The 25,167-nt window shown below is 33.4% G+C and carries 18 protein-coding genes and 3 pseudogenes; 14 read left to right on the top strand and 7 right to left on the bottom strand.

The features are described from left to right. Window positions 1-133: 133 nt before the first annotated feature. Window positions 134-1,962 (top strand): annotated as a pseudogene (locus BW942_RS11190) (CHAT domain-containing protein). Between the two features lie 4 nt (window positions 1,963-1,966). Continuing rightward, a complete protein-coding gene (locus tag BW942_RS11185; RefSeq protein WP_000050593.1) occupies window positions 1,967-2,653 on the top strand; it encodes a hypothetical protein in 687 nt (228 codons plus the stop codon). A gap of 1,011 nt (window positions 2,654-3,664) precedes the next feature. On the opposite strand, the gene BW942_RS11180 is transcribed toward BW942_RS11185, so the two are convergent. The 3 genes from BW942_RS11180 to BW942_RS11165 form a co-directional block, all read right to left on the bottom strand. Beyond that, window positions 3,665-3,982: a phasin-related domain-containing protein gene (locus BW942_RS11180; RefSeq protein WP_000409984.1), complete on the bottom strand. Its 318-nt coding sequence runs from the start codon at window positions 3,980-3,982 to the stop codon at window positions 3,665-3,667. Between the two features lie 1,201 nt (window positions 3,983-5,183). Beyond that, a complete protein-coding gene (locus BW942_RS11170; RefSeq protein WP_000850463.1) occupies window positions 5,184-6,188 on the bottom strand; it encodes an LIC_10230 family protein in 1,005 nt (334 codons plus the stop codon). Between the two features lie 12 nt (window positions 6,189-6,200). Beyond that, window positions 6,201-7,214, bottom strand: a complete 1,014-nt coding sequence (locus tag BW942_RS11165) for a hypothetical protein (protein WP_000097761.1) — start codon at window positions 7,212-7,214, stop codon at window positions 6,201-6,203. Window positions 7,215-7,340: 126 nt separating this feature from the next. Here BW942_RS11165 and BW942_RS11160 point away from each other — a divergent pair, with 126 nt between their 5' ends. Next, window positions 7,341-8,714, top strand: a complete 1,374-nt coding sequence (locus BW942_RS11160) for an ABC transporter permease (RefSeq protein WP_000867622.1) — start codon at window positions 7,341-7,343, stop codon at window positions 8,712-8,714. Between the two features lies 1 nt (window position 8,715). Continuing rightward, window positions 8,716-9,393, top strand: a complete 678-nt coding sequence (locus tag BW942_RS11155) for an ABC transporter ATP-binding protein (RefSeq protein WP_000052667.1) — start codon at window positions 8,716-8,718, stop codon at window positions 9,391-9,393. A 1,069-nt stretch (window positions 9,394-10,462) separates the two neighbouring features. On the opposite strand, the gene BW942_RS11150 is transcribed toward BW942_RS11155, so the two are convergent. After that, on the bottom strand, window positions 10,463-11,134 hold the full coding sequence (locus tag BW942_RS11150; protein WP_000747363.1) for a hypothetical protein: 672 nt from the start codon (window positions 11,132-11,134) through the stop codon (window positions 10,463-10,465). 531 nt (window positions 11,135-11,665) lie between these two features. Between BW942_RS11150 and BW942_RS11145 the strand changes: the two genes are divergently transcribed. From BW942_RS11145 to BW942_RS11115, 7 genes and pseudogenes are all read left to right on the top strand, one after another. Continuing rightward, on the top strand, window positions 11,666-11,950 hold the full coding sequence (locus BW942_RS11145; RefSeq protein WP_000802848.1) for an LIC10235 family protein: 285 nt from the start codon (window positions 11,666-11,668) through the stop codon (window positions 11,948-11,950). Window positions 11,951-12,167: 217 nt separating this feature from the next. After that, window positions 12,168-12,806, top strand: coding sequence for a tetratricopeptide repeat protein (locus tag BW942_RS11140; protein WP_000592639.1), 639 nt, complete (start codon window positions 12,168-12,170; stop codon window positions 12,804-12,806). Window positions 12,807-12,891: 85 nt separating this feature from the next. Beyond that, window positions 12,892-14,109 (top strand): cyclic nucleotide-binding domain-containing protein, encoded by a 1,218-nt coding sequence (locus tag BW942_RS11135; protein WP_000103068.1) that lies wholly within the window; start codon window positions 12,892-12,894, stop codon window positions 14,107-14,109. Window positions 14,110-14,129: 20 nt separating this feature from the next. Continuing rightward, the gene (locus BW942_RS11130; RefSeq protein WP_000098063.1) at window positions 14,130-14,816 is read left to right on the top strand and encodes a DNA-3-methyladenine glycosylase family protein; all 687 of its coding nucleotides are present in this window, start codon (window positions 14,130-14,132) and stop codon (window positions 14,814-14,816) included. Between the two features lie 851 nt (window positions 14,817-15,667). After that, window positions 15,668-17,101: pseudogene (locus BW942_RS22115) on the top strand (SBBP repeat beta-propeller lipoprotein, LipL53 family). 73 nt (window positions 17,102-17,174) lie between these two features. Next, on the top strand, window positions 17,175-17,870 hold the full coding sequence (locus BW942_RS11120; RefSeq protein ID WP_001081432.1) for a hypothetical protein: 696 nt from the start codon (window positions 17,175-17,177) through the stop codon (window positions 17,868-17,870). A 204-nt stretch (window positions 17,871-18,074) separates the two neighbouring features. Then, the gene (locus BW942_RS11115; protein WP_080010613.1) at window positions 18,075-18,518 is read left to right on the top strand and encodes a DUF2071 domain-containing protein; all 444 of its coding nucleotides are present in this window, start codon (window positions 18,075-18,077) and stop codon (window positions 18,516-18,518) included. Window positions 18,519-18,552: 34 nt separating this feature from the next. On the opposite strand, the gene BW942_RS21760 is transcribed toward BW942_RS11115, so the two are convergent. Further along, window positions 18,553-18,786 carry a hypothetical protein gene (locus BW942_RS21760; RefSeq protein WP_000405336.1) on the bottom strand — a complete coding sequence of 78 codons (234 nt, stop codon included), beginning with the start codon at window positions 18,784-18,786 and terminating at the stop codon, window positions 18,553-18,555. 314 nt (window positions 18,787-19,100) lie between these two features. On the opposite strand from BW942_RS21760, the gene BW942_RS11105 reads away from it, so the two are divergent. Continuing rightward, entirely contained in the window at window positions 19,101-19,859 is a 759-nt protein-coding gene (locus BW942_RS11105) for an LIC10244 family PerRA/PerRB upregulated protein (RefSeq protein ID WP_000879539.1), read from the top strand. A gap of 688 nt (window positions 19,860-20,547) precedes the next feature. Here the strand turns inward: BW942_RS11105 and BW942_RS11100 are convergent. Together BW942_RS11100 and BW942_RS21755 are read right to left on the bottom strand one after the other, a co-directional pair. Continuing rightward, window positions 20,548-22,686: an adenylate/guanylate cyclase domain-containing protein gene (locus tag BW942_RS11100; RefSeq protein ID WP_017861746.1), complete on the bottom strand. Its 2,139-nt coding sequence runs from the start codon at window positions 22,684-22,686 to the stop codon at window positions 20,548-20,550. Window positions 22,687-22,803: 117 nt separating this feature from the next. Next, a complete protein-coding gene (locus BW942_RS21755) occupies window positions 22,804-23,019 on the bottom strand; it encodes a hypothetical protein (protein WP_001210798.1) in 216 nt (71 codons plus the stop codon). Here BW942_RS21755 and BW942_RS11090 point away from each other — a divergent pair. Together BW942_RS11090 and rlmD are read left to right on the top strand one after the other, a co-directional pair. Then, window positions 22,955-23,437: pseudogene (locus BW942_RS11090) on the top strand (ankyrin repeat domain-containing protein). The gene BW942_RS21755 and the pseudogene BW942_RS11090 sit on opposite strands and share 65 nt — an antisense overlap. 60 nt (window positions 23,438-23,497) lie before the next feature. Then, window positions 23,498-24,679: a 23S rRNA (uracil(1939)-C(5))-methyltransferase RlmD gene (gene rlmD, locus BW942_RS11085; RefSeq protein ID WP_000804174.1), complete on the top strand. Its 1,182-nt coding sequence runs from the start codon at window positions 23,498-23,500 to the stop codon at window positions 24,677-24,679. Window positions 24,680-25,167: the final 488 nt, after the last annotated feature.

The raw sequence follows: 25,167 nt of genomic DNA, 5'->3' as shown, positions 1-25,167 counted from the left end.
TGGAAAAAAATTTCCAACGTTGTATAAAACCGAAGTAAATTCTTAAAAAAGCATTTCTTTTTATTTTTTCCGGACAAAAAGAATTCTGGAAAAAACGTTCCAATGTTATAATCTGATCCTGGAATTTTAAACTATGCTAAACCTAATTATAGATAGAGTCGGAAGCGTAAACGTTTTCAACATTTTAGATACGTCTGGAAGCGGATCAGAATCCCATTTACAATCTACGATCGATGAAGATCTTATTTTAGAGTATATTAAGGAAATTGAAAATTTAGTTCGAGTTTCTAACGCAGTTAATTCTAAAGGAATGAACCACAAAACTTTAGAAACTGAAATTCTTCATGAATTGAAAATTTTAGGAGAAACTTTTTACGATCAATTTTTTCCCGCTCCAATTCAAGAAAAACTAAGACTTACTACTGAAAAGTATCTTCATCTAAACATTGATCCAAAACTTGGCGTAATTCCATGGGAATTATTACACGATGGAACTTGTTTTTTGTCGGATAAATTTTTTATAGGAAAAACGGTTCGGGGAGAATCCAGTCAAAACCTTTTTAAGGAAAAAGAAAAATTAAGAATGCTAATCGTTGCAGACCCAACTGAAGATTTAGAATGGGCTCAAAAAGAAGGAGAACAACTTTTTAGAGTACTGAGTGAAAAGGTTTCTTCTTCTCGATTAGAGATTGAATTTATTGGAGGAAGACAGGTTACAAAACTAAAACTTCTTTCTTTAATCAAAGGTAAAAATATCATTCACTACTCGGGACATCTTTATTTTTCGGATGATCCTTTAGAAAATGGCTGGCAAATCTCCGAAAGCAAAATCCTAAAAGCAAGAGAAATTAAAAATTCTGGATTTAATACGGATTTAGTATTTTCAAATTCCTGCCAATCCAATTCAAACGCGTCTAGAACTCTTAATTCCGATTTAATGAACAATTTTGCCGGAGCTTTTTTGATGTCCGGTATCAAAAGTTTTATTGGGACTAATTGGGAAATTATAGATAATCAAAATACGATCGATTTTACGATTCAGTTTTACTCATATCTTTTTAGTGATAAAGTATTGGAGAATCTCTTTTTTTGGCAAAGGAATACGCAAGAAGAACCTTTGATACGAATGATTTGACTTGGACGAACTATTCTCTTCATGGAATTCCTAATCAACAAGTGATTCTAGATCCGACCAAGGGAAAAACGATTCAAAAAATTATTAATCCTACTTTAATCTCGAAATTTTATCCCTCGAACATCGCGGTTTCTTATTATAGTTTTATACAAAAACAAAAAGAAGAAACGGAATCTCCTTTCGAATTGATTCGGTCTTTGATCGATTCCTTTGAGGAGTTTTCTAAAATTGTAGGTGGAATTATATTTAGCGATCATCAGCATCATTCTTTGGGAAAATATATTCCGAATAACCCTGACGACGCAGTTGAAGTTAAAAAATGGTGGGAATTGATCTATCAATGCCTTTTGGATTTTAGAAAACTAGAAATCAGTCCACTAATCAGTAATATTCAAGAAGTTTTACAAGTGAACAAAGACACGATCCAAAAGATGATTCAATGGATCGAACTTTATAGACGAGGACAGATTTTAAGGGATTCTGCGGATGGTTATTTGATTTCTTTTCAATACTATTACGAAAATCTTCTAATGGAATTGGAAGAATTAGAAAAGACGAGTATTTTTCTGGTCTCTACAAATTCCAACAATCATCTTTTCTTTCGCGGACTAAAGCCTGAAACTTCTCTTGTGGTCGCACCCGTAGTCAAACAGGATTATATCGGTGAACAGATTGAAAAGTTCCGTGGTAAAGTAATCGTATTCAACGAAAATAAAATGACTATTGTTCCGATGCTTTGTAGTGTGATAGAAAATTCGGAAACTAAGGACTTGGAACTTAGTTTTCCAGGTTTTAAATCAGAAAAAAAATCTATTCAAAATACTTAATATATTGAGTCTTTGTCAACCCGGTAAGGGTAATTTTTCATGTGGTTCCTGTTGTGGAATTTTTAACCTGGACTTAAAACCTGAAGAAATTCAGAAATTGATTTTGGAAAGAACGGAAGAATTTAAAAATTCCGTGGACTTTCAAAGACCTTGGACAATGGCTGAATATAGAAAGGTTCGCGAAAAAAAAGAAGAATCCATTGGTAGAAAGGACGAACATACTTACAATTGTCCCTTTTTAGGAGCTTTCGAAAAAAAAATAGGCTGTATGATTCATCCAACTTTTAGTGGTGATCCTCTGAGTCAAAATTATTCTTTTTACGGTTCTTCGATCTGTCAAGGTTACGAGTGTAGAAACATGGAGCGTAAAAGCTCCTTATTTTGGGAAAATCTTTTAGGCGAAATGGAATTGGATTCTTTTACTTATTCTGCGATCGCTTCCGATTATAAAACTTTGGATTTGATCGAAGAAACATTTTTCCAAAAAGGAATTTCTATCGAAGTATTATTCCAATCTAAAAAAGATCTTTTGAAACGATTGATTTTAAGAAAAATAAATCAAAACGTAGCGATGATGAATACTTCTTTTGAAATTCCTATGGAAGAAAAGAGTGGTTCTGCGATCCAAAGATTGACCCAAAGACTTAATCTTATTTCTGCGCCAAATTTGTTAAACGAAATCAATCTCTAACTTTAGATCGTTCTTTAACGTGAGTAATTCGAAAGGGTGATTATGTTATTTCTCATCGAACGATTTGTAGGATCGAGACGCTTGCACTTTGAGCTACCATAGTAGTTATGCGCTTTTCGAGAAAGCAAACATTGAGTTTTTATTCGCCAAGAATTTACGTTAAAATATAGTAATTCCTGCAACTTTTAAGAGACTACTCAAATCTATATAATAAAATATGAGTATTCTTGCATTGAATCGATTTTTTACTCAGGGTAGTAATTAGAGTATCCAAAAGACTGTCTTAATCATTCCTACCAAATTGAGCACCTAGATATTCATCACAAAATGCTGCTTAACGTAAGTTCGGCATGATAAATTTGAAAGCGATTGAAGCGTAGAAATTCAGCAGAACGCTCTTTCAAACTTAGCGTCTGACGCTCGAAATAATTCAGCGTCCTCAATCTCTAAACTCAATGTATCGTTTTCTGAATGCTAATTCTTAGAGAGGAATTCGCTGAGTTTTCCAGTTTGCTCTTCAGTTCATTTGAAGAATCGCCTTCTATAATAAATTGCAATTTAAAACTAAATATTGTATTACATTTCTTTTATGAAATTTATTGACTGGAGTTGGAAGCGCAGTTTGTCAACGTTAAATTTGCCCAAATTTTCTTTCGCCAAATTTACATTAGAATTGTTAAAAGTAGAGATTCACAAAACTGCTTCAATCGATCGTTTTCATAAAACAGATGGGGAATTCATTTTTCAAAAACTCTGTTCTTGATGTATAAAACTATTGGATTGGATTTTTTATTTTGTAGTTCTGAGTAAAACAGAAATTTGTCTTAAAATTTATGATACTTATTTTTATAAATGTCAGTAATAAAAACTAACGTTTGCAACGTTGTAGAGATCAATAAGAAAACATCTTTATAAAGCTAAAATTCGACTGATTCTCTTTTTAAATATGATTTTGGATTTTGTGGAGATATAAAATCCTTCCTGTATGTAAAAACACAGGAAGGAAAACAATTAATGTTTACCGGCGGTTTCTGCTTTTCCTTTTGATCCGTTTAAAGGAACTTTTGTAGATGAAACACCTTGATTTACTTTCGATTTTACTTCCTCTACCTTGGAGTTAACTTGACCCGCAACTCCTTCGACCGAGTGAAGAGCGTCTTCAATGTATTTTCTGAGATTTTTGGCGACCTCGGATTGATCTTGAGCTCCTTTAGATGCAAGTTCTTTAAATTCTTTTTCAACTTTCAGAAGAATGCTGTCTGCTTGCTCTCGAAGTGATTTTGCCGCTCCAATTGCAAAGTTAAGCGCTTCTTTGATTTCTTTTTCCATAAGTTTTTTCCTCTGTTTTCTGCACTGAGAATAGACCAATTTTATGCGGCGCACAATAATGTGTCAAGTAAGAATTAAGGCAAATAAATACAAACTATGAAACTATAATTTGAAATCTTTTAATATATATGAGGAAAAATGGCAAGAAAGTCTTTTGATCGTCTTAAAAGTGAAATAAAGTTTCAAATTTGACGTTATACCAATTAAAAAATCAACCAGCCTTGAGAAGTATAACCTCATTTTTCAACAACTCCAATAGGTTATGAATTTTGAGACAAATTCCAGTTTAAGCACAGAATTTTATACATTTTTTATGTAATGTTTAGTGATAGATTAAGAATCCAATTTATAAAAGTTCTATCATTTCTTTTTATGTTGGATTTCTAATATACAGAACTGTTACATTTATTTTGAAACTAGATTCGTGATTTTAATTTTGAACTTGTCCCAAATCCTAAAACGCGACCCGTCGGGAGCCATCAACCAACCCCACAAGTTGAATAGGATTTTAGAATCAAAATGAACTCAACAGAACGGGCTTTCTATGGATCGCCGTTCTGGGCTCAAAAAGGCACATTTTTCAAGTGTTCCGACAAGAATGAGTCTTCTTACTTGCAAAAAGTATGTTTTTCTGATAGAGAAAAATTTTCCCCACCCAAAAATAGGGAAAACTCAGCACAACGCTTTCCTATGGGTCGCGTTGGAAAACTCAACACAACGCTCTTTATGAATCGCGTTGTGGGGTGGGAACTAAGTTTTACAGAAGATTTTGTCGTAATTCCGACGGTAGATCTTGAGATCCAATTATTTGTGGGGTTGGTTATGGTCGGGAGCGAGATTTGAGTTCAGGAAAGCGTTTTACTGAGTTACCGCCCGACCTGCAAACGACGACTCAGAAAACTCAGCGAATGCCTCTCTAAGAATCGGCATTCAGGAAGCAATGCATTGAATTTCACACAATGTGGGAACTACTACGAAAATTTAACGAGATTAGAACTGCTCGAAAGTTGTCAAATGCGACCTGCAGCGGCCATAGAAGCGATGCATTGAGTTTCATAAAAATGTAGGAACTACTGCATTTTATTAAAAATTTTAAAGAATTATCTCGTAAAATTCTTTGAAGTTTTGGGACAAGATCTTTATAAAATTACGTTTTCTTAAAAATTATCTCAAAAGTTTCTTGAGATGACTTTTGAAGAGATTATAAGCCTCTTCTAGAAGCTAGGTCTAAGATCCAAGTGTTCATTGATAAGATCGTAAAAAGTAAAACCACAAAAAGTGTAACCCCTAACACCGCAAACACGATAAAAATCGTATTTCGAATTATTCTAAATTGAAGATAACTTACAGATAAAGTAATATTTCCAGTCGAGGTTAGTTCTTCGTTTTTTCCCATTCTAAAATAATTTCGAATATAAAAAGTCATCATTAGTAGAAGTAAAACGATCAATAGAATTCCGAACTCGAATGAATAATGTTTCTGCAGAAGAAAGATAGGAATGTAAATTAAATTTCCTAATAAAATTCCTGTAATCATAATTCCGCTGAAATGAAACAACATGGGTATCCATGAAATTTTTGAAGAAGAAGCGGATTGAAACTCTCCCTCTTCTCCGTTTTGCGCCGTTTGAAAAACAGCAAATCGATCTGCTTGGTTTTCGTAAACTTTTGAAATCGTAAAAAACATATAAATCAATAGGACCGTTAATACGAACAAAAATAAAGAAGATATGGTTCCGACAATTGGAGTTTGAGGAATACTTTTCAATGGATATTGGAGAGACATTAAAATGGGAAGAACGGAGATCAAATACAAACTTCTATTTAAATATGTATAAAACCAAGCTTTATGATGAAGTGCTAAAAAAGAGGTTACCGATAGAAATATTAGAAATCCATAAATAAATAACATAATTTTTTGTCCGAGCAAAATTCGGCTTATTCTATCTACGGTCGCTTCTAATTGTGCATCGGATGGAATTGTTTTTTCGTTTAACTCTTCCATAACTTTAGAAGTAAGTTGGATTTTTGAAATTAATCCCCTCTCGATTCCCCATTGAGCTGCGTGTTCTCTTCCAGAACCTTCTAAAAGCGCTTCCATAGAATCCACATCCTTGGGATCATAAAAGATTGGTTCAAAGGAAACATTCATTAAACAAAAAGATAAAATAATAAAAGGAATGATTTTCGCGAGTTTAGTTTTCATAGTTTGGTTTTATTAAAAAAGAAATGAAAAAATTGCAGTCATTGAAATTCCTAATATTCCTAAAGCAATCAAGATCGTAATCATCAATCCTGAGTCTTCTTGAGTTTCCGATATTTTTGTTTTATTTTTGGGGCTGGAAGATTTTTCTCCGATTAAGATTGGCTTTTCTCCGGAGTAAGGACGAACCTTGATCGAATTCTCTTCTTCATAAATTTTTCCGAATATGTCTGAACCGATTTGAATAACCGTTTCATTTTCCACTCCGTTATTTTTAGAAGCGACTACGGTTCCAGGTAAAGGCCTGATTTGCCCTTCTGGAGTTTCTAGTTTCATTGTTTCTATGATACTTTGAGAAGAAGAATCCGATTTTAACAGTTGAATCATAATTTTATCTCCCGGTTTGAGAGTGCTAATCTGAATTCCGGAAACGGGAGAAAGAACGTATTTCATAGGAATGACCCTGGCGCCTGAAGGTATAAATTGTTCCAGGGTTTCTACGGGTTTTTTGATTTCAAATGAAGTAGGCTCTGAAGAAGTATCTTCGTTTTTTTCTTCAAGAGAGGAATCTTCAAAAATATCTTTTTGATTTTCTTCATTCAATCTAGATCGATCTATGATCGTGTAAAAAAATTGAATGTCCGGCTTTGAATTTCCTGCAGCTTGGCTAATTACTTGATTGAGAATGTATTTGATTTTATCATTATCCTTTCCATTAAAATAATGAATTAACTGTTCCATAAAATCATCTGATTTACCGTTTGTTTGGAACAATTCTACCAATCTGTTTGTAAGATTTTTAAGTTGTTTACCTTCGTATTTTAATTTTTGACAAACTTTTACGATGTCTTTATGAGTGGAAACAGAAAGTTGGACAGATTCGATATTCTCAGATTTGCCAACAGCCACTACTTCGAGCTTTTCTATCTTTGCTTGTTGTATATCAATAACGCTTGTAAATAAAATGTGAACAGATAAGGACGTATCTTTAGAGATGAATTGAAACGTATAAACCTGATTGGAACTCATGTATTTTTGATTTGATGAGAAAGTTGTGCTTGAAAAACTTTCTTCTTTATTTTTGACATTCTGGTTCGGATTCAGAGAATTGTCAAACTAAGGAAGGATTTCCCTTCTAATTTTAAGAGTTTTTTGATGAAGGTAAATTTGTTCCGAGGCTCTTTGATATTTCTGGTAACTTCTCGTTATATTCGAGGTTCACGAGTTGCTGGTCTTCTCTCGTTAAAGTCTAGATTGTCGTTTATCGTTATGGCCGTTGGGGTTTCTCTTCTCATTGTGGTCTTATCCATATTCAACGGTTTTCAAAGACAAGTAAAAGAATCACTTTGGCAAGGTGGACCTCATATCACCGTAGAAAACAAATTTGATTCTGGTGATATTAAAAATTATGAAAAGATAATTGCTTGGCTAAGTAGGAATCCTTATCTAAAAGATAGAATCGTTTCTATTGGAGGAAGTATTACGAGTCACGGTTTGATTCAAAATACAAACTCGTTTATTCCTATTATGGTGCGTGCTCTTCCTGTTGAAAACATTCATGATCTCGTAGGAAATAAACTTACTAACTTTCCTAGAATCGTTCATCATAGCCGCGAAGAAATCGCAAGATACAACGTCGAAAATCAGGTTCTAATCGGAAAGGAAATGGCGGGTATCTACGACTTTGATTTAGGGGCAAATCTGACTATGGCCGTTCCAGGAGGTAGGTTTTCTCTCGGAAAGGGAGTGGATGTTTCTATCAAAACATTTCGTACGGTGGGCTTTTTTAAAACTGGTTATTATAACTACGATACACATTACGTTTTTCTTTCGCTTCCGGTTGCACAAAAATTTTTTAATCTAAAAGATTCTGTAAATCAAATCGCGATCAAAGTAAAATCTTTGGACGATTTACAAAATTGTAAAAAGGAAATTTTAAAAGAATTCAGAAATCCAGATTTTGAAAATGAGATCGGTTATTCCGCTTCTTTTAGCGTAAGAACGATTGCAGAAGAGCAAGAGAATTTTTTCACTGCTTTGAAGTTGGAAAAGACAATTATCTCTATTATAGTTTTCTTATTTATTATTCTCGCTGCATTAGGAATGGTTGCAAGCGTTTATAGTTTAGTGAGGGCAAAAAGAAAATCGATCGGAGTTTTAAAAGCTCTTGGTTTACCTTCTTCCGGCGTTTTATTGATCTTTACTTTGAACGCTATGGTTGTCGGAGTTCTTGCTTCTCTTGTAGGAGGAGTTTCCGGAATTTTTATTGCGAGTAATTTGGAAACGATTGTAAACGGACTTTCCGAGCTTATCAACATGGTGGGATATTATTTTTATCATTCCGAATGGACGAATGTGGAGCTGGTTCCTAAAGACGTTTATTACTTTGATCATATTCCTGTGGATATTGATATTTCATTTATTTTTATGGTTACTACTGCCGCTACGATTTTATCCGGAATTGCGGGTTATTTTCCTGCGAGATGGGCGGCTGGTCTCAATCCTGTGGATACGATAAGGAACGACTAACGTGAGTCTGATCAAAGTAAGAAATTTAGTAAAAAATTATCATATTCTAGATAAAGAATTTAAGATTTTGGATCATTTAGATCTGGACGTTGAAGAAGGCGAAATCGTTTCCGTAGAAGGGAAGTCTGGAATTGGAAAATCCACACTTTTAAATATTTTAGGTTCTATGGATTCTTCTGATTCAGGGGAAGTAAATGTCTGTGGAGTTTTATTAGATCAAATTTCTGAAATCGGGAAAGAAAAATTTAGAGCTGAAAAAGTTTCTTTTATTTTTCAACATCACCTTCTTCTTCCAGATTTTACCGCTTTAGAAAATGTAAGTATCCCTCTTTTGATCAATGGGATTCAGCCAGGTAAGGCTAGACAAATGTCGATCGAAATGTTGGATCGAGTTGGACTTAGAGAACGTCATGATAATTTTCCTTCTCAACTTTCCGGTGGAGAAAGCGCGAGGGTGGGAGTTGCAAGGGCGCTCGTGGCCGGAAAAAAGCTTGTACTTGCAGATGAACCTACTGGTAATTTAGATAGAGAAAATTCTCGTAATTTAATGGCTTTGATTTTAGAGCTACAAAAAGAATTCCGTTTTTCTATGGTCATAGTTACACACGATATGGAGTTGGCTTCTTTGGTTCATAAAAGAAATCAACTTTCCGGTGGTAAACTTCAACCGATTTTATAATTAACTCATTTTAGATAATTTAACGGAACTCGGCGTAAGAAAACCTTAGAGAGTAAAACTCAATATTACTTTTCATGGATTTCAGTATAGTGTTTCAATTCCTTTGGAATTTCTGCTTACTTTTTTTCGCATCAGTATTCACGCTAGTTTATCTATAAAATTTTAATTTGTAAGAATTCCTGTAAATTAATCACAGGTGTTTAAAATATTCGTTTTTTATGATTCAGTTCGTGAATTCAAAATATCAAAAATTTATTATATACCTATCGATGATAATTCCTGGAATTTAAAGAAAAATGATTAAACTGGAGTTGGCTTTTCAAAATCATTTTTAAATGAAAACTCGTATTCAAATTTTTTAGGATAAATTTTGATTTTGGAAATCTTTATAAAATGAATTTTTAATTTAGAACTTGTCCCAAAGCCTGTCCAATGTGGGAACTATTAGGAAAATTTAACGACATTAGAACTATTCGAAAGTTCATAAATTGCCAAATGCGACTTAATTTGTAGGAACTACTACATTTTATTAAAAATTTCTAAAGAATTATCACGTAAAATTTTTTGAGATTTTGGTACAAACTCTTAATACTTCGTCAAACTAGGATTTTGTGTGAAAATTTGAATATTGAATTATATTAATATTTTACATAATGAAAACAAGGGTAAGTTGAGGAAAATTGAAAATATAATAGAGTTTTTGAAAAAATCCATATCTATAAACAATTTTACTTCTTTGTTTAAATCAGAAATTTTATTTTCAATAACTCTATTTTGTAAAATATAAATTTATGATTCTATTTTTCGTAAGTAATACCACAGTAACCTGGTTGGGTGCCAATGTCGTCTTGTTATTATCTGAAAAACAATAACAAATTAGTATTTTAAAGAATTGCGATATGATTGATTGCTATTTTTAGAAAATATCTTTTACTACTTCTGCCCCAGGATGTATCTCAAATATAAAAATATTCATTTTTTATAATTCTAAATTTGTGTTAATACGATTTATTCTTTATGAATATTTAATCGTTTGAAAATTAAGGATCGTTTTTATAGATTTGAAATTCTAGTTCAATTCCACGCGGTTCAGTTCATCTAATTCTACTTTCCATGTTTGAACGATTTGAACCATTACATCCAAAACTTCCGGTTCTGGAGAATCGTAAGAATCTGCCGCAAATGAATCCACGGTTTCAAATCCTTGGATACGAGTCAGAGAATTCTTTTCCATTTTTGCTCGAAAAACTTCAAATTCCTCTATAGAATCTGTCTCGGAATTTTTTACATAATACGGCTTTACGATGCTTACTCTAAGACTTTCTATGGGTAGACCTTTGAGGGTCTGTAAAACTCGAAAAGACAATAACGCGGCTTCTAATTTCATTCTTTCTTTATATTCTTTTTGCCCTAAAAATGTAAGAGCCGTATTTCCTCCTACGGAAAGGGTTATAACCAACGAACCAGTTGCACTTCCATCTGGGGCGAAGTTTGGAGATATTTCTATTTCTTTTAAACGGTCGCCTAACAGCAGAAAAGATGTTTGGCGTATTTTTTCTTCAACCGGAATTTGGCGGTTGGATAATACTTTTTGAATTTTGTTTTTTGTGTTTTGTTCACAAGTTATATTCGTAAATAAGATCGAAAGAATAAAAACGAAATAAAACAGTCTTAGGATTTTTTTAAGAATTTGTTTTTGAATCGAATTAGGTTTATTGAAGAGTGATCTTCGTTTTTTCATAGATTCTTCCTGAATACTGGATCCATTTAATTTTATGAACTCGGTCGTTTTTTGCAAGTTTTTCGTTCTTAGTTGCCAGATTTCTTAGAGACCGTTCGGATAAGACTGCCCTTAAAAACATTTTTGATTATAAGTTATTTTTCTAACAGGCGAAAAATTTTGAAACAAAAGATAGAAAAATTGAAACCTTAGATCGATTTTTATATTCGAGAAACGTTGGAATTTGTACTGAATTTTGTTTTATCAAGAATTTATTTTTACTCTCTACAAAACAAAACCAATCGAAAAATTGCCTGAAAATGGACTTCAAATCCATAATAGATAACTTTTGGATTATCCGTTTTTATGGGAATTTGATCTCTTATATTTGGAGATAAATTCTTATTCTGGAAAATAACTATTTTATATCCTTGTATTTTGAATTTTACCCTAGTTTAACTGTGTTTTGGTTTTTAGATCATTCATAAAAAAAATTTACTCGTTTACTTTTTTCTGTAATTTTAATTAGGTGATTTCGTCATAAATATTTGTATGAAACCAAAAAAAATCTCAAACGACGATCTTGAGTCCCTAATAACGGGCGTTAAATCTCAATCCATTGAAGTGGTTGGAAATTACTTATATAAAGGATTCAGAATACAGGTCAGTAAATACAACCTGTCCGGCGCTGAAAGAGTTCAACTCCTTTATCAAAAAAGAAGAAACAACGGTCTTTGTATTGTATGCGGAAATAAGGTTACAAAGAAAAACCCTTCTTCCGGAAAACTTTACAGGCTTTGTGAGCACCATCGCAAGACAATCGATAAGAAAAAGTAATTAACTTTTTCGAAAAACCTGCAGATAATTCAATAGTAGGAGTTTCCTCCGGAGTTTTATCTTGCAGGTCATAAAATCCTTTGTTTCTTTTACAAAGTGCCTTAGTTTTTCAACCTTTCTCGTACCATTTATCCACAAACTCCGGGTTTACCTGTAAATCTCAACTTTCTGAACGTATGCTGCCCAAAACCTGAATGAAAATTATGGAGATGAGTTTATGATAAAAAAATCTGGATTGGAAATAAATTTTAAACTCAATTTTCTTTTAGGATATTCAGCTTTTCAACTAATCAAACCTAGCAATCGATTGGAAACTGTTTTTACGTTTCCAAAAACCACGCAAAAAGGTCAAAATACAACGTTTCTTAGAGTTATCGTTTCTTTTTTGATTTTGTTTTGTTTTGCAGGTTCTTTAAGTGCAAATTCCCTTTTTGAAACTCAGGCTGAAAATTTACTTAGGATTGCCGAAGAAGCTTATAAGGATCGGAAATTTCATAAATCTATCGAGGAAATTAAAAATTTCCTGATTTTATACCCATCTAGTAAATTTAAAAACAAGGCTTATCAGGTTTTGAAAGATAATTATTCCAGACTTGGCTGTCCTGAAAAAGTGCTCGAAATTAATTTATATCAATATGCTCAAGAACCTACTTCTTCTTTAGGGTTAAACGCTCTTTTCGAAGCCGGTAAACTCTATCTTGAAATCGGTGAAGAGAATAAAGCTAAAGAGGTTTTTAAATCGATTTGCAATCAGTCTTTTTCCAGAGAACTGGCCGAAAAAGCTTCTTTGGAACTCTCTGAAAGGGAGATTTTAAACGATTCACACACGGAAATACAGGAATGCGCAGAAAAGTAGCTCTTTTTTTAGAGATTGGATTCTTGAAAGCCGATAATGAAAACAGTTGAACTCTGATTTTCAAAAAAAATATTAACATTACAGCATGTCCACAGGGATCTTCCAAATCGTTAATTTCCAAAAAGGCTCCTACATTATCGTAGAAGGTAAAAAGGATTCCCCTAGTTTTTTTATTATTCGAGAAGGAAAGGTAAAAATAGGCAGAGAAAATCCGGTTGTTGGCGAAGATCCGAATTCGGTTCAAGGTCCAGGGGATTTTTTCGGAGTTGTCGCCGCTATGAGCCAACACGCTCAAATTGAGTCTGCAGTTGCGTTGACCGATGTTTCGGTAATCGAGGTAAGTTACGATCAATTCGGAACTCTCATTCAAAGAAACACTCCGGTTGCAATGAAAATCATTCGTTATTTTTCCATGAAACTACGTCAGTTTGATCAGACGATTACTCGTCTTACGTTTCGTTCTGCGGTAGAAGAAGATCCGAATGAACTCTACAACATCGGGGAGAATTATTTTAATCAGAAGAATAATCACCACGCTGCTTACGCTTTCCAAAAATATCTTCAATATCTTCCAAACGGGCCGTTCGCTACTCAGGCTAAACTAAAGTTGCAAACGATGAATCAACCGATGCAGTCTCCTGTAATTGATCTCACTAAATTCAATCGTATGTATGCGGATAATGAAATGATCTTTTGCGAACACGAACCCGGCAGAGAATTGTATATCATTCAAAACGGAAAAGTGAAGATCACTAAGATAGTAGATAAAAACGAAGTATTACTAGCGGTTCTTCAGAACGGAGATATTTTTGGTGAGATGGCTCTTTTAGATAACAAACCTAGATCTGCTTCGGCGATTGCATGGGGCCACGTTCAACTTCTCGCGATCAACAAAGCCAACTTTGAAGGTATGGTTAAGGCACAACCTCAACTTGCAACTCGTTTGATCACACTTCTTTCTGAAAGAATTTGGACCGCTTACAAACAACTTGCGAATTTGATGATCAATGATCCGCAGGGTAGAATTGCAGACACTCTGTTAACTCTTGTTGAAAAAAATAGAATTAAAATTACTCCGAAAGTTTTATATAACTTTGAAATAGGTACGAAGGACTTGATAAAAATGGTAGGTCTTTCTTATCCAAAAGACGAAAACTTAGTTTTGGATCTTTTAACTAAAAACAAATGGATCAAACTGGATCAGGGTAAATTGAGTTGTACCGATTTAGTAGAACTAGAAAAGTTAGTCCATGTTTATAGAAAAAAATCTCAGATGGAAAACAAACTCAAAAAAAGAGTATAACAACACTTTCTTGAGTTTGAATGTCTTCTCCAAATTCTTCCCAATCGACTAATTTTAAAAAACGTTCTTCTAACGTTTTGGAAAATAGAGAAGTTCGTCTTAAAAAGGCATCTAGTTGGCTTCGTAAAAAAGACCCGATTACAAAAAAATTGATCGATTCTATTGGTCTTTGTAAATTAAAAACCATTGGAACCCCTTATCAAGTTTTAATTAAATCCGTTTTAGGACAACAGCTTTCCGTTAAAGTTGCACTGACTTTTGAACGTAGATTGATTTCTTTGGTTGGAAGCAAAAAAATTCCTTCGCCCGAACAGATTTTGAAAATACCGAACGATGAGATGAGAAAGATCGGAGTTTCTCAAGCCAAGACGGAAACGATCAAACGTATCGCTGAGGCCTACTTAAAACGGAGTATCACTGATTCTAAACTTCACAAATTAGAAGATTCTGATGTTCTAAAACTTCTTTGTTCTATTAAAGGTGTGGGGCCTTGGACCGCGGAAATGGTGTTGATTTTTGCTTTGGATCGTTGGGATCATTTCTCCATTAATGATCTCATACTTAGAAAATCAGTCGAAAAACACTATGGAATTTCTAAAGATAATAAAAAGGAAATTCAACTTTTTTTAAATACGTATTCTCCTTATAGAACAATTCTTTCCTGGTATCTTTGGGCAGATATTGACGGTGGAGAGGGTTGGGGGTAATATTAGAGTTTTTGAATGATTCTATAGTGAAGATTCGTAAAACTGTTTCGATTATCCATTTCAATACAACAAAAACGGATCAAGAATTAATTTTTTAACAACTCTATTGTTTATTTTATTACAAAGACGGCTTTTGTGAAAATTACAGATTGTTCTGTGTTAAATTTAGAACTTGTCGCAAATCTTAAACACCGACGACCTTAGGAGGTCTTTGCTAAATTTTCGAACTACCCGTAAGATTAAAAAGGTGGGAACTACTACGAAAATTTAACGAGATTAGAATTGTTTGAAAATTACGACCTACTCATGACTATATAATAGGTACCTAATATTTTACATAGAATCAGCGTTTTGTGATAAAATTGACGGTACTCAATTTTCTAGAGATCAGTAATTTGCAGGAAGCTACTGCGTTTTATTGAAAACTTCTAAAGAATTATCTCGTAAAAATTCTTAAGATTTTGAGACAAACTCTGATATTTTTTAACTAACTTCTTACTTTTCCCGCCACAAAGAAAATTCTGAAATTAATACGATTTATAGATAATTTTAAAATTTAACATGTATTAGGTGTAATAGATTAAAGTATTTTCAAAAACTTGAATATTTTTACCGCTGTTATCTTTACTGGCCGAATTTGAAAAATGACTTCTTTGCGCCCCTTAAGAAATGTTTCTTGAGTTATAATCAAGTAAAATCAATCGGATAATAATTTAAAAATTATCTTTCTTATTTCATATTTGCCTTTTCTATTTCCAATAGGACAAATCTCCCTATTCTTATTGAAATATATGTGAAAAATATTTTATAATATTATAATTAATAAAGTGTCTTTTTTGAGCAATGAAATGATGCGTAATTTAATTGTAGTTTTTATATTACTTCAGGCTTGTTCTGCGGAACATTTATACAATTTTTCCAATCCAGAAACAAGAGAATATTGGTTTCGATTTTTAATTCAACAGGGAGATATAATTTCAGAGATAGATATGGAGACTGAAATTAGAACGGAAACGATTGGGTTTGAAACCGAAGTCTCTGATGAAGATTTAGATTCTTTAGATTTACAATGGACTTTGTTGCAAGGTGCTCCTCGTGCAAGAACTTATGGGGTAAATGTCGGCACAGATCGCAACGATTTCATTTACGTAGCAGGAGATACAAATGAAGCTCTTTTTCAAGAGCAATTGATTGGAAGAAGAGATGTGATTCTTGGTAAATACGATTCTCATAAGAATATAATCTGGAGAAGGCAAATTGGAGCTTCGCAAGCATTGTTACAAGTTAAGGACTTTGGGGTGGATCCAAATGGAAATTCATACATTCTTGGTCTTACATGGAACGATTTTGCGGGTCCTGCATCTGGTAAATCGGAACTGTTTTTAATTAAATTCAACTCAGAGGGAACCCAAATTTGGGCCAAACGAGTGGGCAATAGAGGACTCTACGATATGTATCCTCATAAGATGGCCATAGACCAATTAGGAAACTCTTATGTAATTGGAAATTCTACCGGATCTTTTGAAGGAAATACAACGAGAGGTTGCACTTTTATACTTAAGTTTGACACCAATGGTAATCAAATTTGGGTAAAATAAATTGTGATTACTGGTGCTATTATTATTCCAAACGGAGTCACAATTGATAAAGTAACGGGTAATATTTATATGACCGGTTCTGGAAATGTAAACTTTGAAACTTTTTCTTCTCTCAGTGCTGATACTAGTTTTCTTTTTATTTTTAAATACAATAGTAATGGAAGTAGGCAGTTTTTTGCTCAATTGGGTTTTACTTCTAGTATAACCGAAGGGATTTCAATCAGCCTGGATCCGCTTTCAAATGTTTTTGTAGGTGGTAAAACTAACTTTGATTTAGAATCAGGAGAATAAACAAATTTTCGTGGATTTTTAGTTAAATATGATTCTTCCGGTGTTTTACAGTGGATCCGGTATTTTGGTCCGATTCATTTAGATAAACAGACTGTGGTGAACGCAATTCTGACGGATGAAGTCGGAAACGTTTTTTTAACGGGTCGTAGCAATGCAAATCTTTTGGATGAAGTACAAAGTTCAATAGGAAATGAAAACTTATTTTTAACTAAACATAATTCTTCGGGAGAAATCAAATGGTTTCAACAAGTTGGAACTGCAGAAACATCTATAAATAGCAGAGGACTTGCAAGAGATTCAGAGGGGAGTATTTATTGTACAGGATATTCGAACGGTTCTATAAATAAAGTTTCGAAAATCGGTTTTCAAGATTTATTCCTTTTAAAATACAGATAACTCTTATCTAAATTTAGTTTCTTTTCTGTTCAAAAAAGATTCGTTTGAGAGAAAGGACTCGGACGGCAAAATCATGAACCGAAATCGAAATATCATTCATGTCGGACTCAGTGATCTGTTTCTACCGATCACAGTTCGATCCAAATCCGAGATTTTTCAATTTCAATCTAATTTAGAAGAATTAGGAATTGAAATCACCAGTACTAACTACGCACCAAATCAAAATGTTCTTACGAGACAACTTTCACAATCGGTTCTAACCGTTCAAGTACTCAATGCAGGGCCGAATATTACACAATTACTTGTTGTTTCCGAAAATCCAGAAGTCTCCTTAGAATCCATCGAAGAGGATTTTGAAAGGGTATTAGAAGCGTTCGATAAGGTTTGGTCGATTCAAGGAAAAAATGTAGTAAAAAGTGATCTTACCGTTCGGCTTTTAACGGATTCTTCCACAGAACACGCGTTTGGTGAAATTTGGGAAAAAAGGCTTCGTCAAAGTAGAGATGGTTTACAACAACTCGGAAGACCCATTTTAGGTGGAGGACTTAGATTTGTTTTGCCTCCACTTAATAACCAAGATCCAGAAGATCATGGAATTGAAATTAAAATTGAATCCTTCTTTCCGGATCCTCGCAAAGTTTTTATGGAAACGATTTTTCTTTGGAGCGCGCCTCGTATAATTCACGAAAAATGGGGCGCCTCTGATCGAATTCAAAAAGTGATCCAGTATGTTGAACAACATTTAATCCCTTTTTTAGATCAAACTTAAATGACTGTGAGTTACAGTGGGTTCATGATAATAGTTTGTAGAGAGTAAGAATTATAACGATTCAAGGATAAGCACTACCAATCGATGCAATTAAATTCACTGGCTAACATACTCAGTCAAATTTCCCACCGACCTTGGCCTTTACCAAAATCGAAACCGTTTATGATTCAGTATTGGGAAGAATTACTTTTTCTTCATTAGGAGATTTCGAAACAATTCTTAGATGAAATTTTACCTCAAGGATTAGAAGCCGATACATTTCAAGGAAAGGCTTACGTAGGTTTAGTTCCTTTTCGAATGAAAGGAGTTAGACCGATCTTTTTGCCACCTTTACCTTGGGTTTCTTATTTTTCCGAATTGAACGTTAGGACTTATGTCAAAACACAAGGTAAACCAGGAGTTTATTTTTTCAGTTTGGATGCTGGAAATCGTATCATAGTTGAGGTTGCGAGAAAATATTTTCATCTACCGTATCTGAATGCTGATATTCATTTTAAAAGAGAGGGAATTAAAAAAGAATTTCATTGTTTTAGAATCGATTCTCGTGCGAATCCAGGGGAATTTCATGTCCTTCTTCGAAAATTTATCAATCGAAACAAAATACTTTGGAAAATTGGCTCACAGAAAGATATTGTCTTTATAGTATAGATTTTAAGGGAAGACTTTATCGGGGGGAAGTTCATCAGGCCACTTCAAAAGGCTGAGTGTTATATCTATAATAATACAATTTTAAAAAATCATAATATTCATATATTGCAATCAGAACCTTAAATTCATTATTCCGAATCTCTAAAAGTTGCATTCTTTCCTTTAATTCCTTTGTTTTAAAAATACAAACAACGTCGATTCTATTCTGGACTTTAATAAAACCAAAGTTGTAGTATATACTCAAGTGATTTGACGCTTGAATTTCCACGTTATTAGATTACTCGAGAAACAAGTTTTCTATTTGTTTGTAAATTTAAAAAACTTTTGGTATAAAAATGTTTGGATTCTTTCGCTTTAAGTTTTAAAATTAAAACAAAAGAATTAGTTGTAAGAACATCAAAAACGGTTTTTTGATTTTTAATATAGAAATTTTAAGAAAAGAGTTTTAAATAAAAGTAAATCCGCGTCTATTAATGTAACCTAAATCAAATAAAATTTATCGCTTGGGAGTAGATCGTTAAAGCGTTAAAGAGACGATTAATTGGAATAAATTAATACGATAAAATTTGGAGATATTAAAACATGCTGGCACATATACGCCCCAATCAACTTTTTTGCACAGACAAAGATCGAGAACAAAGTTTACGAACGTTAGGAATGATGCTGGAGCTGAGTGAAAAGTGTTACGTATTTGGAAAATACTTTTTTATAGATGCTTTTGATTCTGAAGAATATCCTTTTCTTTTACGAAAAGGATTTGATTTGATGGGAATTGGAATGGATTCCGAAAACGTAGGTAATATCTTAAAAGGTTATATAATATCCGGAAGTTATGAAGGAAAGGAACTTTTAGATAGAATCGTCATCTTCGAAGGGATCGAAACGATTCAAAAAGAATTACCTATTTCTGTTTTTTTGGAAAGGGTAGCTTCTTATTTTGGAGAATCCTATCAGAAGAATTTTTGGGACTTCGTAAATCAAAAAAGAAAAGAGATAGATACAATTCTTCTCAACGATTTCTACGCTGAATTTTATAATTCCAAACCTCAAATTGATTCAGATATACTTTTAAGTAGAGCGTTCCATTCTTTATCTTATAATGAATTGAAAGATTTATTAAGACAAGTAAGTCTTCCGGATTTGGCGGAAGCATTGAAGAGTGTACGTGAAAAACTTGTGATTCAAGTATTAGGTTTTCTAGATCGAGAATCTTCTCGCTGGTTGATGAAAGAGTTGATGAGATCGGATGATTCACATGATAGTTCTGAAAAAATAAAAGAAGCACAATTAAAGATTTTGGGAATTGTTGCTTCTAAAAAGGAACTGAATCGAGAATTCTGAACAAATCCTGTAAAGTGTAATGGGAACTGATTTTGTACCCAAATCTCGTTTTAATTTTATCTGTAATTTGAACTAAAACGAGAAGTTTCCATAAATTAACGTGAGTTCGACGTAAGGAACCTGGTTCATTTTTCTAAAAAAGTTGTACCTTCATTTCTAAAATGTGGGAACTCCTACAGGTCGCGATTTTACGAACAAATTCTAAAATTGTAGGAACTCATACTTTTAGGAAATTCTTTCTCAGCCGAGCTCACGTTAAAATGGGATTTAAATTTTGATGATGGCCGTAAAACAACGGTTTTGTACAAAAATTTCATTGGATGATGATTCTTTTGTATTTTATAATAGTTCCCACAATTTTCAAAGTTTAACTGTAAATTCACGATTTGTGAGAGTTCCCACAGATTAAGTCATATTAAAAATTTTTAATAAAATGCAGTGTTCTTACAAATTAGATCGTATTGTGCAATTTGTGAACTTTCGAGCAGTTTTAATCTCATTAAGTTTTCGTAGTAGTTCCCACAATAGAATTGTTGAAAAATTAATTCTCCATTTGTTTCTATTTTATGGAAATGGACAATTGAAGCAGTTTTGTTAATTGGAACTAGGGAAATTTTTCAACAACTCTATTGTACAGTTTTAAGTTGGATTTAAAAACTTACACTCAAGTTTAGATTATTACTGTAAACTAGTCTTCTAAAAGAGTGATTCCTTGCCAATTTTCAGGAACTCCAAATCTGCAATTGTGAACTGATTTTTCTAAGTAGACTCTTGCGGCTTGATCGACTCGATTCTTTTCCAAGATACGATTAAAAATAAGACATGCTTCCTCAAAATGTTTTTCTCGAAATAAAAGAATTCCGTGTTCAAATTCTTCTCTTGTTTTCATGTAAGAATCGATTAAGTTTTCAGGAAGTCCGTTGAGAACTTCTAAAACGGTGTAAATACTTCTTTGATCCCGAATTTGAATCCGATCCACAACTCTGTAAAAGTATTCGGACGAATTTGTTAAGCGAAATAGAGTAGAATCGGTGATCAATAGTGAAGATTCGTATGTTCTAGAGAGTTGTACAATTTTAGAAGCCACGTTTACCGAAGAAGAGATCACCGTACTTTCCACTCTTTCCGTTTCTCCAATCGTTCCAAGTAAGATCGGTCCTGTATGAATCCCACTTCCGGAACGGATGGGGTCTTTTCCGTTTGCGATTCTTTCTCGATTGAATTCTCTTAAAATTCGTTGTATTTCAATGGCGCTTTCTAAAGCCTTTTCCGGCTCCGGGGGAAATAAGGCCAAAAACGCTTCTCCAAAATATTTATCGATAAACCCGTCCCTTTCTCGAATTGCAGGACCGACCTTACCTAAAAAAGAATTAATAAATTCAAAATTTTCTTTTCCGGTTATTTTTTCCGAAAAATCAGAAAAGGTTCGAATTTCGTTATAGAGAAGACTCATTTCTTCTTCCGCTATATCTCCGAGTTTAATGTCAAGAATATCATGTTTATTTAATATTTTTAATAATTCTTTAGGGACAAAAAGCCTATAAGAAGAATTAATTTTTTTTAAACTTTCGGACATGTCTTCTACTGCGTTAAAAGCAAGTGAATACCTTTTAGCTAAAAGATATGCTTCGGAAAAAATGAGAGCAATCAATCCAAATGGGGCAAGTATAAACGTAGGTATGATTCTTTTTGTGTAAAAAATATCCTGACTGTATGAAAGAAAGATCCCTAACATTCCGACTAATATGGCTATTGCTCCTGGCTTTTTTCGGATCAACGCGAGCATTAATACGTAAAATCCAATCGCAAAACAAAAAAATGTAAATAAATAATATAACTCTATAGTTGCGGTAAACAGAACGGGATCTTGAGAAATGACTATCAAAGAAAAGATAGAGGAGATAAAAACGATTCCATAGTAGATTTCTTTTTTTAGTTCTTCTGGAAATAAGGCGCGTAAAAATGCGGCGGTAATCGGCGTAAGAAGATAAAAACTTAAATATACAATTCGCATATGAACGTTATACGAAATACCAGGAACAATTACTTGAATCAGATTTTGTCCGGTACTAATTTCTCTAAAACAAAATACAAAACAAATAGTTCCAAAATACCAAAGTGCTGCGTCTTTTTTTCTCAAAAAATAAAGAGTAAAATGATATAACGCCATCGCGACTAAAAATCCGAGAAGAAATACATCCATGGTCATTCTTCTTTCCCGTAGTCGAATGATCTGATCTTCGTTACCTAAAATCAGACGCGCGGTCAAGCCTCCTCTCGCATGATAAAAATTGGAAAGTGGAATTCTAATTTGAAATTCTTTCTTATTAATTTGAAACGGTAAAATTTTTACGTTCCATTCTGGAGTAGAGGTATCTGCTGTTTCTCCAGGAACACCTTGGGCTCCGATTTTGTTATCGTCTATCCAAACCTCGTATGCTGTTTCCGAAGTTTCGGCTAAGATTGCAAGATTGTTTGAACTTAGGTTTTCTGGTAGAATTACTTTCAAAAAATATGTTGCAATTCCGGTTCCTGGATAATTTTTTCCGTTTGGCTCTTGGATTCTAGTCCAGGCTTTAGGAACGGGCATGATTCGGTTTTTTTCAGAATCGATTTTAGGATTTTTAATAAATTCTTTCCAACGAAAGATCCAATCTCCTTGTAAAGCTACCGGACCGTGTTGTTCAAAATTCCAAGAAGTAAGGTCGATAACTCCTGAAATTGCAGATACATGAGGTGGTTCTGAGTCTTGCATACAATGGTTGAAAACAAAAAAAATTCCTAAAAGAAATAGAATTTGCCCTTGAAAAAAATTGAATCGAACCATGACGTTTCTCTATATTTTCTGCATCGATCTTAGACTTGGTCAAGTTGAATATTCGATTTTAATGTTGTCTAACACTCTATTTCTTAAGTTCATGTTTCATTTTAATTCTGTAGTCTTTTAAAAACCTAAATCGGTTTTAGAGATTGCCATTTGCAAAAAGTTTCTTACAATGCTGTCCATTAAAGACGATAAAAAATCAAATGAAAGAAAAAATTTCACAAAGGTTTGTCCCGATTCTTTGTGAAAACGATTTCTTTTTTTCAACTCGATTCGAAATGGAAACGTAAAGCGGGTTCGTAATCTTTTGCAAAACGGTTTTAATCCAAATCTCAATTTTTATCACGGTATAACATCTCTTTCAGTTGCGGTAAAATATCATCGGTTAGAAATCGTTCAAGTTTTGATTGAATATCGTGCCGACCCAGACCTTGCAGATCGGATTACAGGTTTTACCTCTCTTATTCATTCTATATTAGAAAACAATTTCTCTTTAGATATGATGTTCGTTTTAATTCAAAGTGGAGCGGACCCTGATCGAAAGGACGAATTGCATCATTGTGTAAATGAAGGAAAGCTAGAAGCTTTACGGCTCCTTTTGGAGAAAGGCGGCGATCCAAATGTTCAGGATCTCGACGAGTTACTTGTATTCATCTTGCCAAATCCTCTCAAGGAATGTCTGAGTTTGTGGAGTTGCTTTTATGGTGCTGATTCTACGATCCAAGATAAGTACAGAAAAACTTATTTGATGTGATCGCTTTTAAAAAACGAATTCAATTGACAGGTACTAAAAGAACAAAAGCCTGAGCGAAGAATGAAACCTCCTGTGAATCAATCTTGTCAACATTATCCGGAATGTGCCGGTTGTGATCGATTGCATATCGGTTACGAAAAACAACTTCAACATAAACAAGAAGAGATCGAAAAACGGTTCAAGGGTTTTAAAGGTCTGGAAATTCGGCAGATCATAAAAAGTCCAAAGGATCAAATGTATCGTCATAAAGTTCAACTTCCGTTTGGACATCGTAAGATAGGAAAAAAATCCGTACTTACTCTTGGTCTTCATAATAAAGAAAATACGTTTATCATCGATCAGAAAGAATGTAGAATTCAGGATGAAGATTTGACTACCGTGGCCGCTGCGATCCGCCATTGGGCGCGGAACGAAAATTTAGAACCGTATCATGAAAAAAAAGGAAGTGGACTTTTAAGACATATCGTTCTTAGAAAAGCGAATGCGACTCAAGAAATTCTTGTGGGAATTGTCACTAACGAAAGTGAGATTCCCGGAAGAAAAAAACTCACAGATAGATTATATTCGTATATTCAACAATTTTTATATAAAGAAAATTCAAAAGCAGATGTAGTAGGAATATTACAAAATGTAAACCGTAAAAACACTAAAGTAGTTTTAGGAGAAAAGGAAGTCACTTGGTACGGAAGACATTTTGTAAAAGAAAAAATCGGTAAACTTGATTTTCAGATTGGGCTTTCTACATTCTTTCAAGTAAATCCGTTTCAAATAGAAAATTTATATAATCTTATTTTGGAAGACCTTCCGGAGAATAAGTGTGTAGTGGACGCTTATTGTGGAATCGGTACAATTTCATTGTATATCGCGTCTAAATCTAAAAAAGTAATTGGACTTGAAGAAAATTCCAGTTCGATTCGTTCTGCAATTGGAGCTTCAAAGGCGAATGGAATCGAAAACGTTCATTTTATTAAGGGAAAGGTTTTAGATACTCTACGAGCAGCCTTAAACGAAAATTCAGATGTTGTAGTATTGGATCCGCCGAGAGAAGGACTTGACGCAGAGACTAAAAGCATATTATTAAATTCTAAAGTAAATCAGATTCTTTACGTTTCTTGTAATCCGGAAACTCTTCTAAGGGATGCAATTGAGCTTACAAAAAGTTTTAAATACGAAAAGATTACTCCTGTGGATTTATTTCCTCATACAAGTCATTTGGAAAGTGTTTCCGTTTTTACAAAATGATTTTGTAAAAACGTATTTTAAGAGTTTTAGCTTGTTTTATTTTTGTATGAGTTTTTACATTCTAAAGTTTTTGAAAGTTTTACTCATCCCTATCAAATTGATTACCCGTAAATTTTATGATAGAATGTCGATTAAAGTGAGTTTCAATGCGAAAACGATTGAGGTGAAATTCAACAGAACACTTTTTATGAATCGTGTTCTATAATAACGTGAGTTCCCGCGTAAAAATCCCATGATGAAAGAAGCTGAAATCTGGACTTTATAGATTGATTCTTTAAATGTGGAAACTGTCACAATTTATAAAATAGAAGTTTATAAAAATTGAATCTTTCGTATTCAAGTGTGGGAGCTTACACAAAACTTAGGTTTGTCATTTAAAATAATGTGGGAACTCATACTTTTAGGAAATTCTTTCTCGTTTTCTTACACCGAACTCACGTTAAAATAGGATTTAAATTTTGATGATGGCAGTAAAAACAGCGGTTTTG

Origin of the sequence: Leptospira interrogans (assembly GCF_900156205.1) — a bacterium.
Classification (GTDB): domain Bacteria; phylum Spirochaetota; class Leptospiria; order Leptospirales; family Leptospiraceae; genus Leptospira; species Leptospira interrogans.
This window is presented reverse-complemented; position numbering and strand designations above follow the sequence as displayed.

What these genes read in the sequence shown, in the direction of transcription:
- BW942_RS11180 (WP_000409984.1), bottom strand. Translation starts at nt 3,982, where the DNA reads ATGGAAAAAGAAATCAAAGAAGCGCTTAACTTTGCAATTGGAGCGGCA.
- BW942_RS11170 (WP_000850463.1), bottom strand. Translation starts at nt 6,188, where the DNA reads ATGAAAACTAAACTCGCGAAAATCATTCCTTTTATTATTTTATCTTTT.
- BW942_RS11165 (WP_000097761.1), bottom strand. Translation starts at nt 7,214, where the DNA reads ATGAGTTCCAATCAGGTTTATACGTTTCAATTCATCTCTAAAGATACG.
- BW942_RS11160 (WP_000867622.1), top strand. Translation starts at nt 7,341, where the DNA reads ATGAAGGTAAATTTGTTCCGAGGCTCTTTGATATTTCTGGTAACTTCT.
- BW942_RS11150 (WP_000747363.1), bottom strand. Translation starts at nt 11,134, where the DNA reads ATGAAAAAACGAAGATCACTCTTCAATAAACCTAATTCGATTCAAAAA.
- BW942_RS11145 (WP_000802848.1), top strand. Translation starts at nt 11,666, where the DNA reads ATGAAACCAAAAAAAATCTCAAACGACGATCTTGAGTCCCTAATAACG.
- BW942_RS11140 (WP_000592639.1), top strand. Translation starts at nt 12,168, where the DNA reads ATGATAAAAAAATCTGGATTGGAAATAAATTTTAAACTCAATTTTCTT.
- BW942_RS11135 (WP_000103068.1), top strand. Translation starts at nt 12,892, where the DNA reads ATGTCCACAGGGATCTTCCAAATCGTTAATTTCCAAAAAGGCTCCTAC.
- BW942_RS11130 (WP_000098063.1), top strand. Translation starts at nt 14,130, where the DNA reads ATGTCTTCTCCAAATTCTTCCCAATCGACTAATTTTAAAAAACGTTCT.
- BW942_RS11120 (WP_001081432.1), top strand. Translation starts at nt 17,175, where the DNA reads ATGAACCGAAATCGAAATATCATTCATGTCGGACTCAGTGATCTGTTT.
- BW942_RS11105 (WP_000879539.1), top strand. Translation starts at nt 19,101, where the DNA reads ATGCTGGCACATATACGCCCCAATCAACTTTTTTGCACAGACAAAGAT.
- BW942_RS11100 (WP_017861746.1), bottom strand. Translation starts at nt 22,686, where the DNA reads ATGGTTCGATTCAATTTTTTTCAAGGGCAAATTCTATTTCTTTTAGGA.
- rlmD (WP_000804174.1), top strand. Translation starts at nt 23,498, where the DNA reads ATGAAACCTCCTGTGAATCAATCTTGTCAACATTATCCGGAATGTGCC.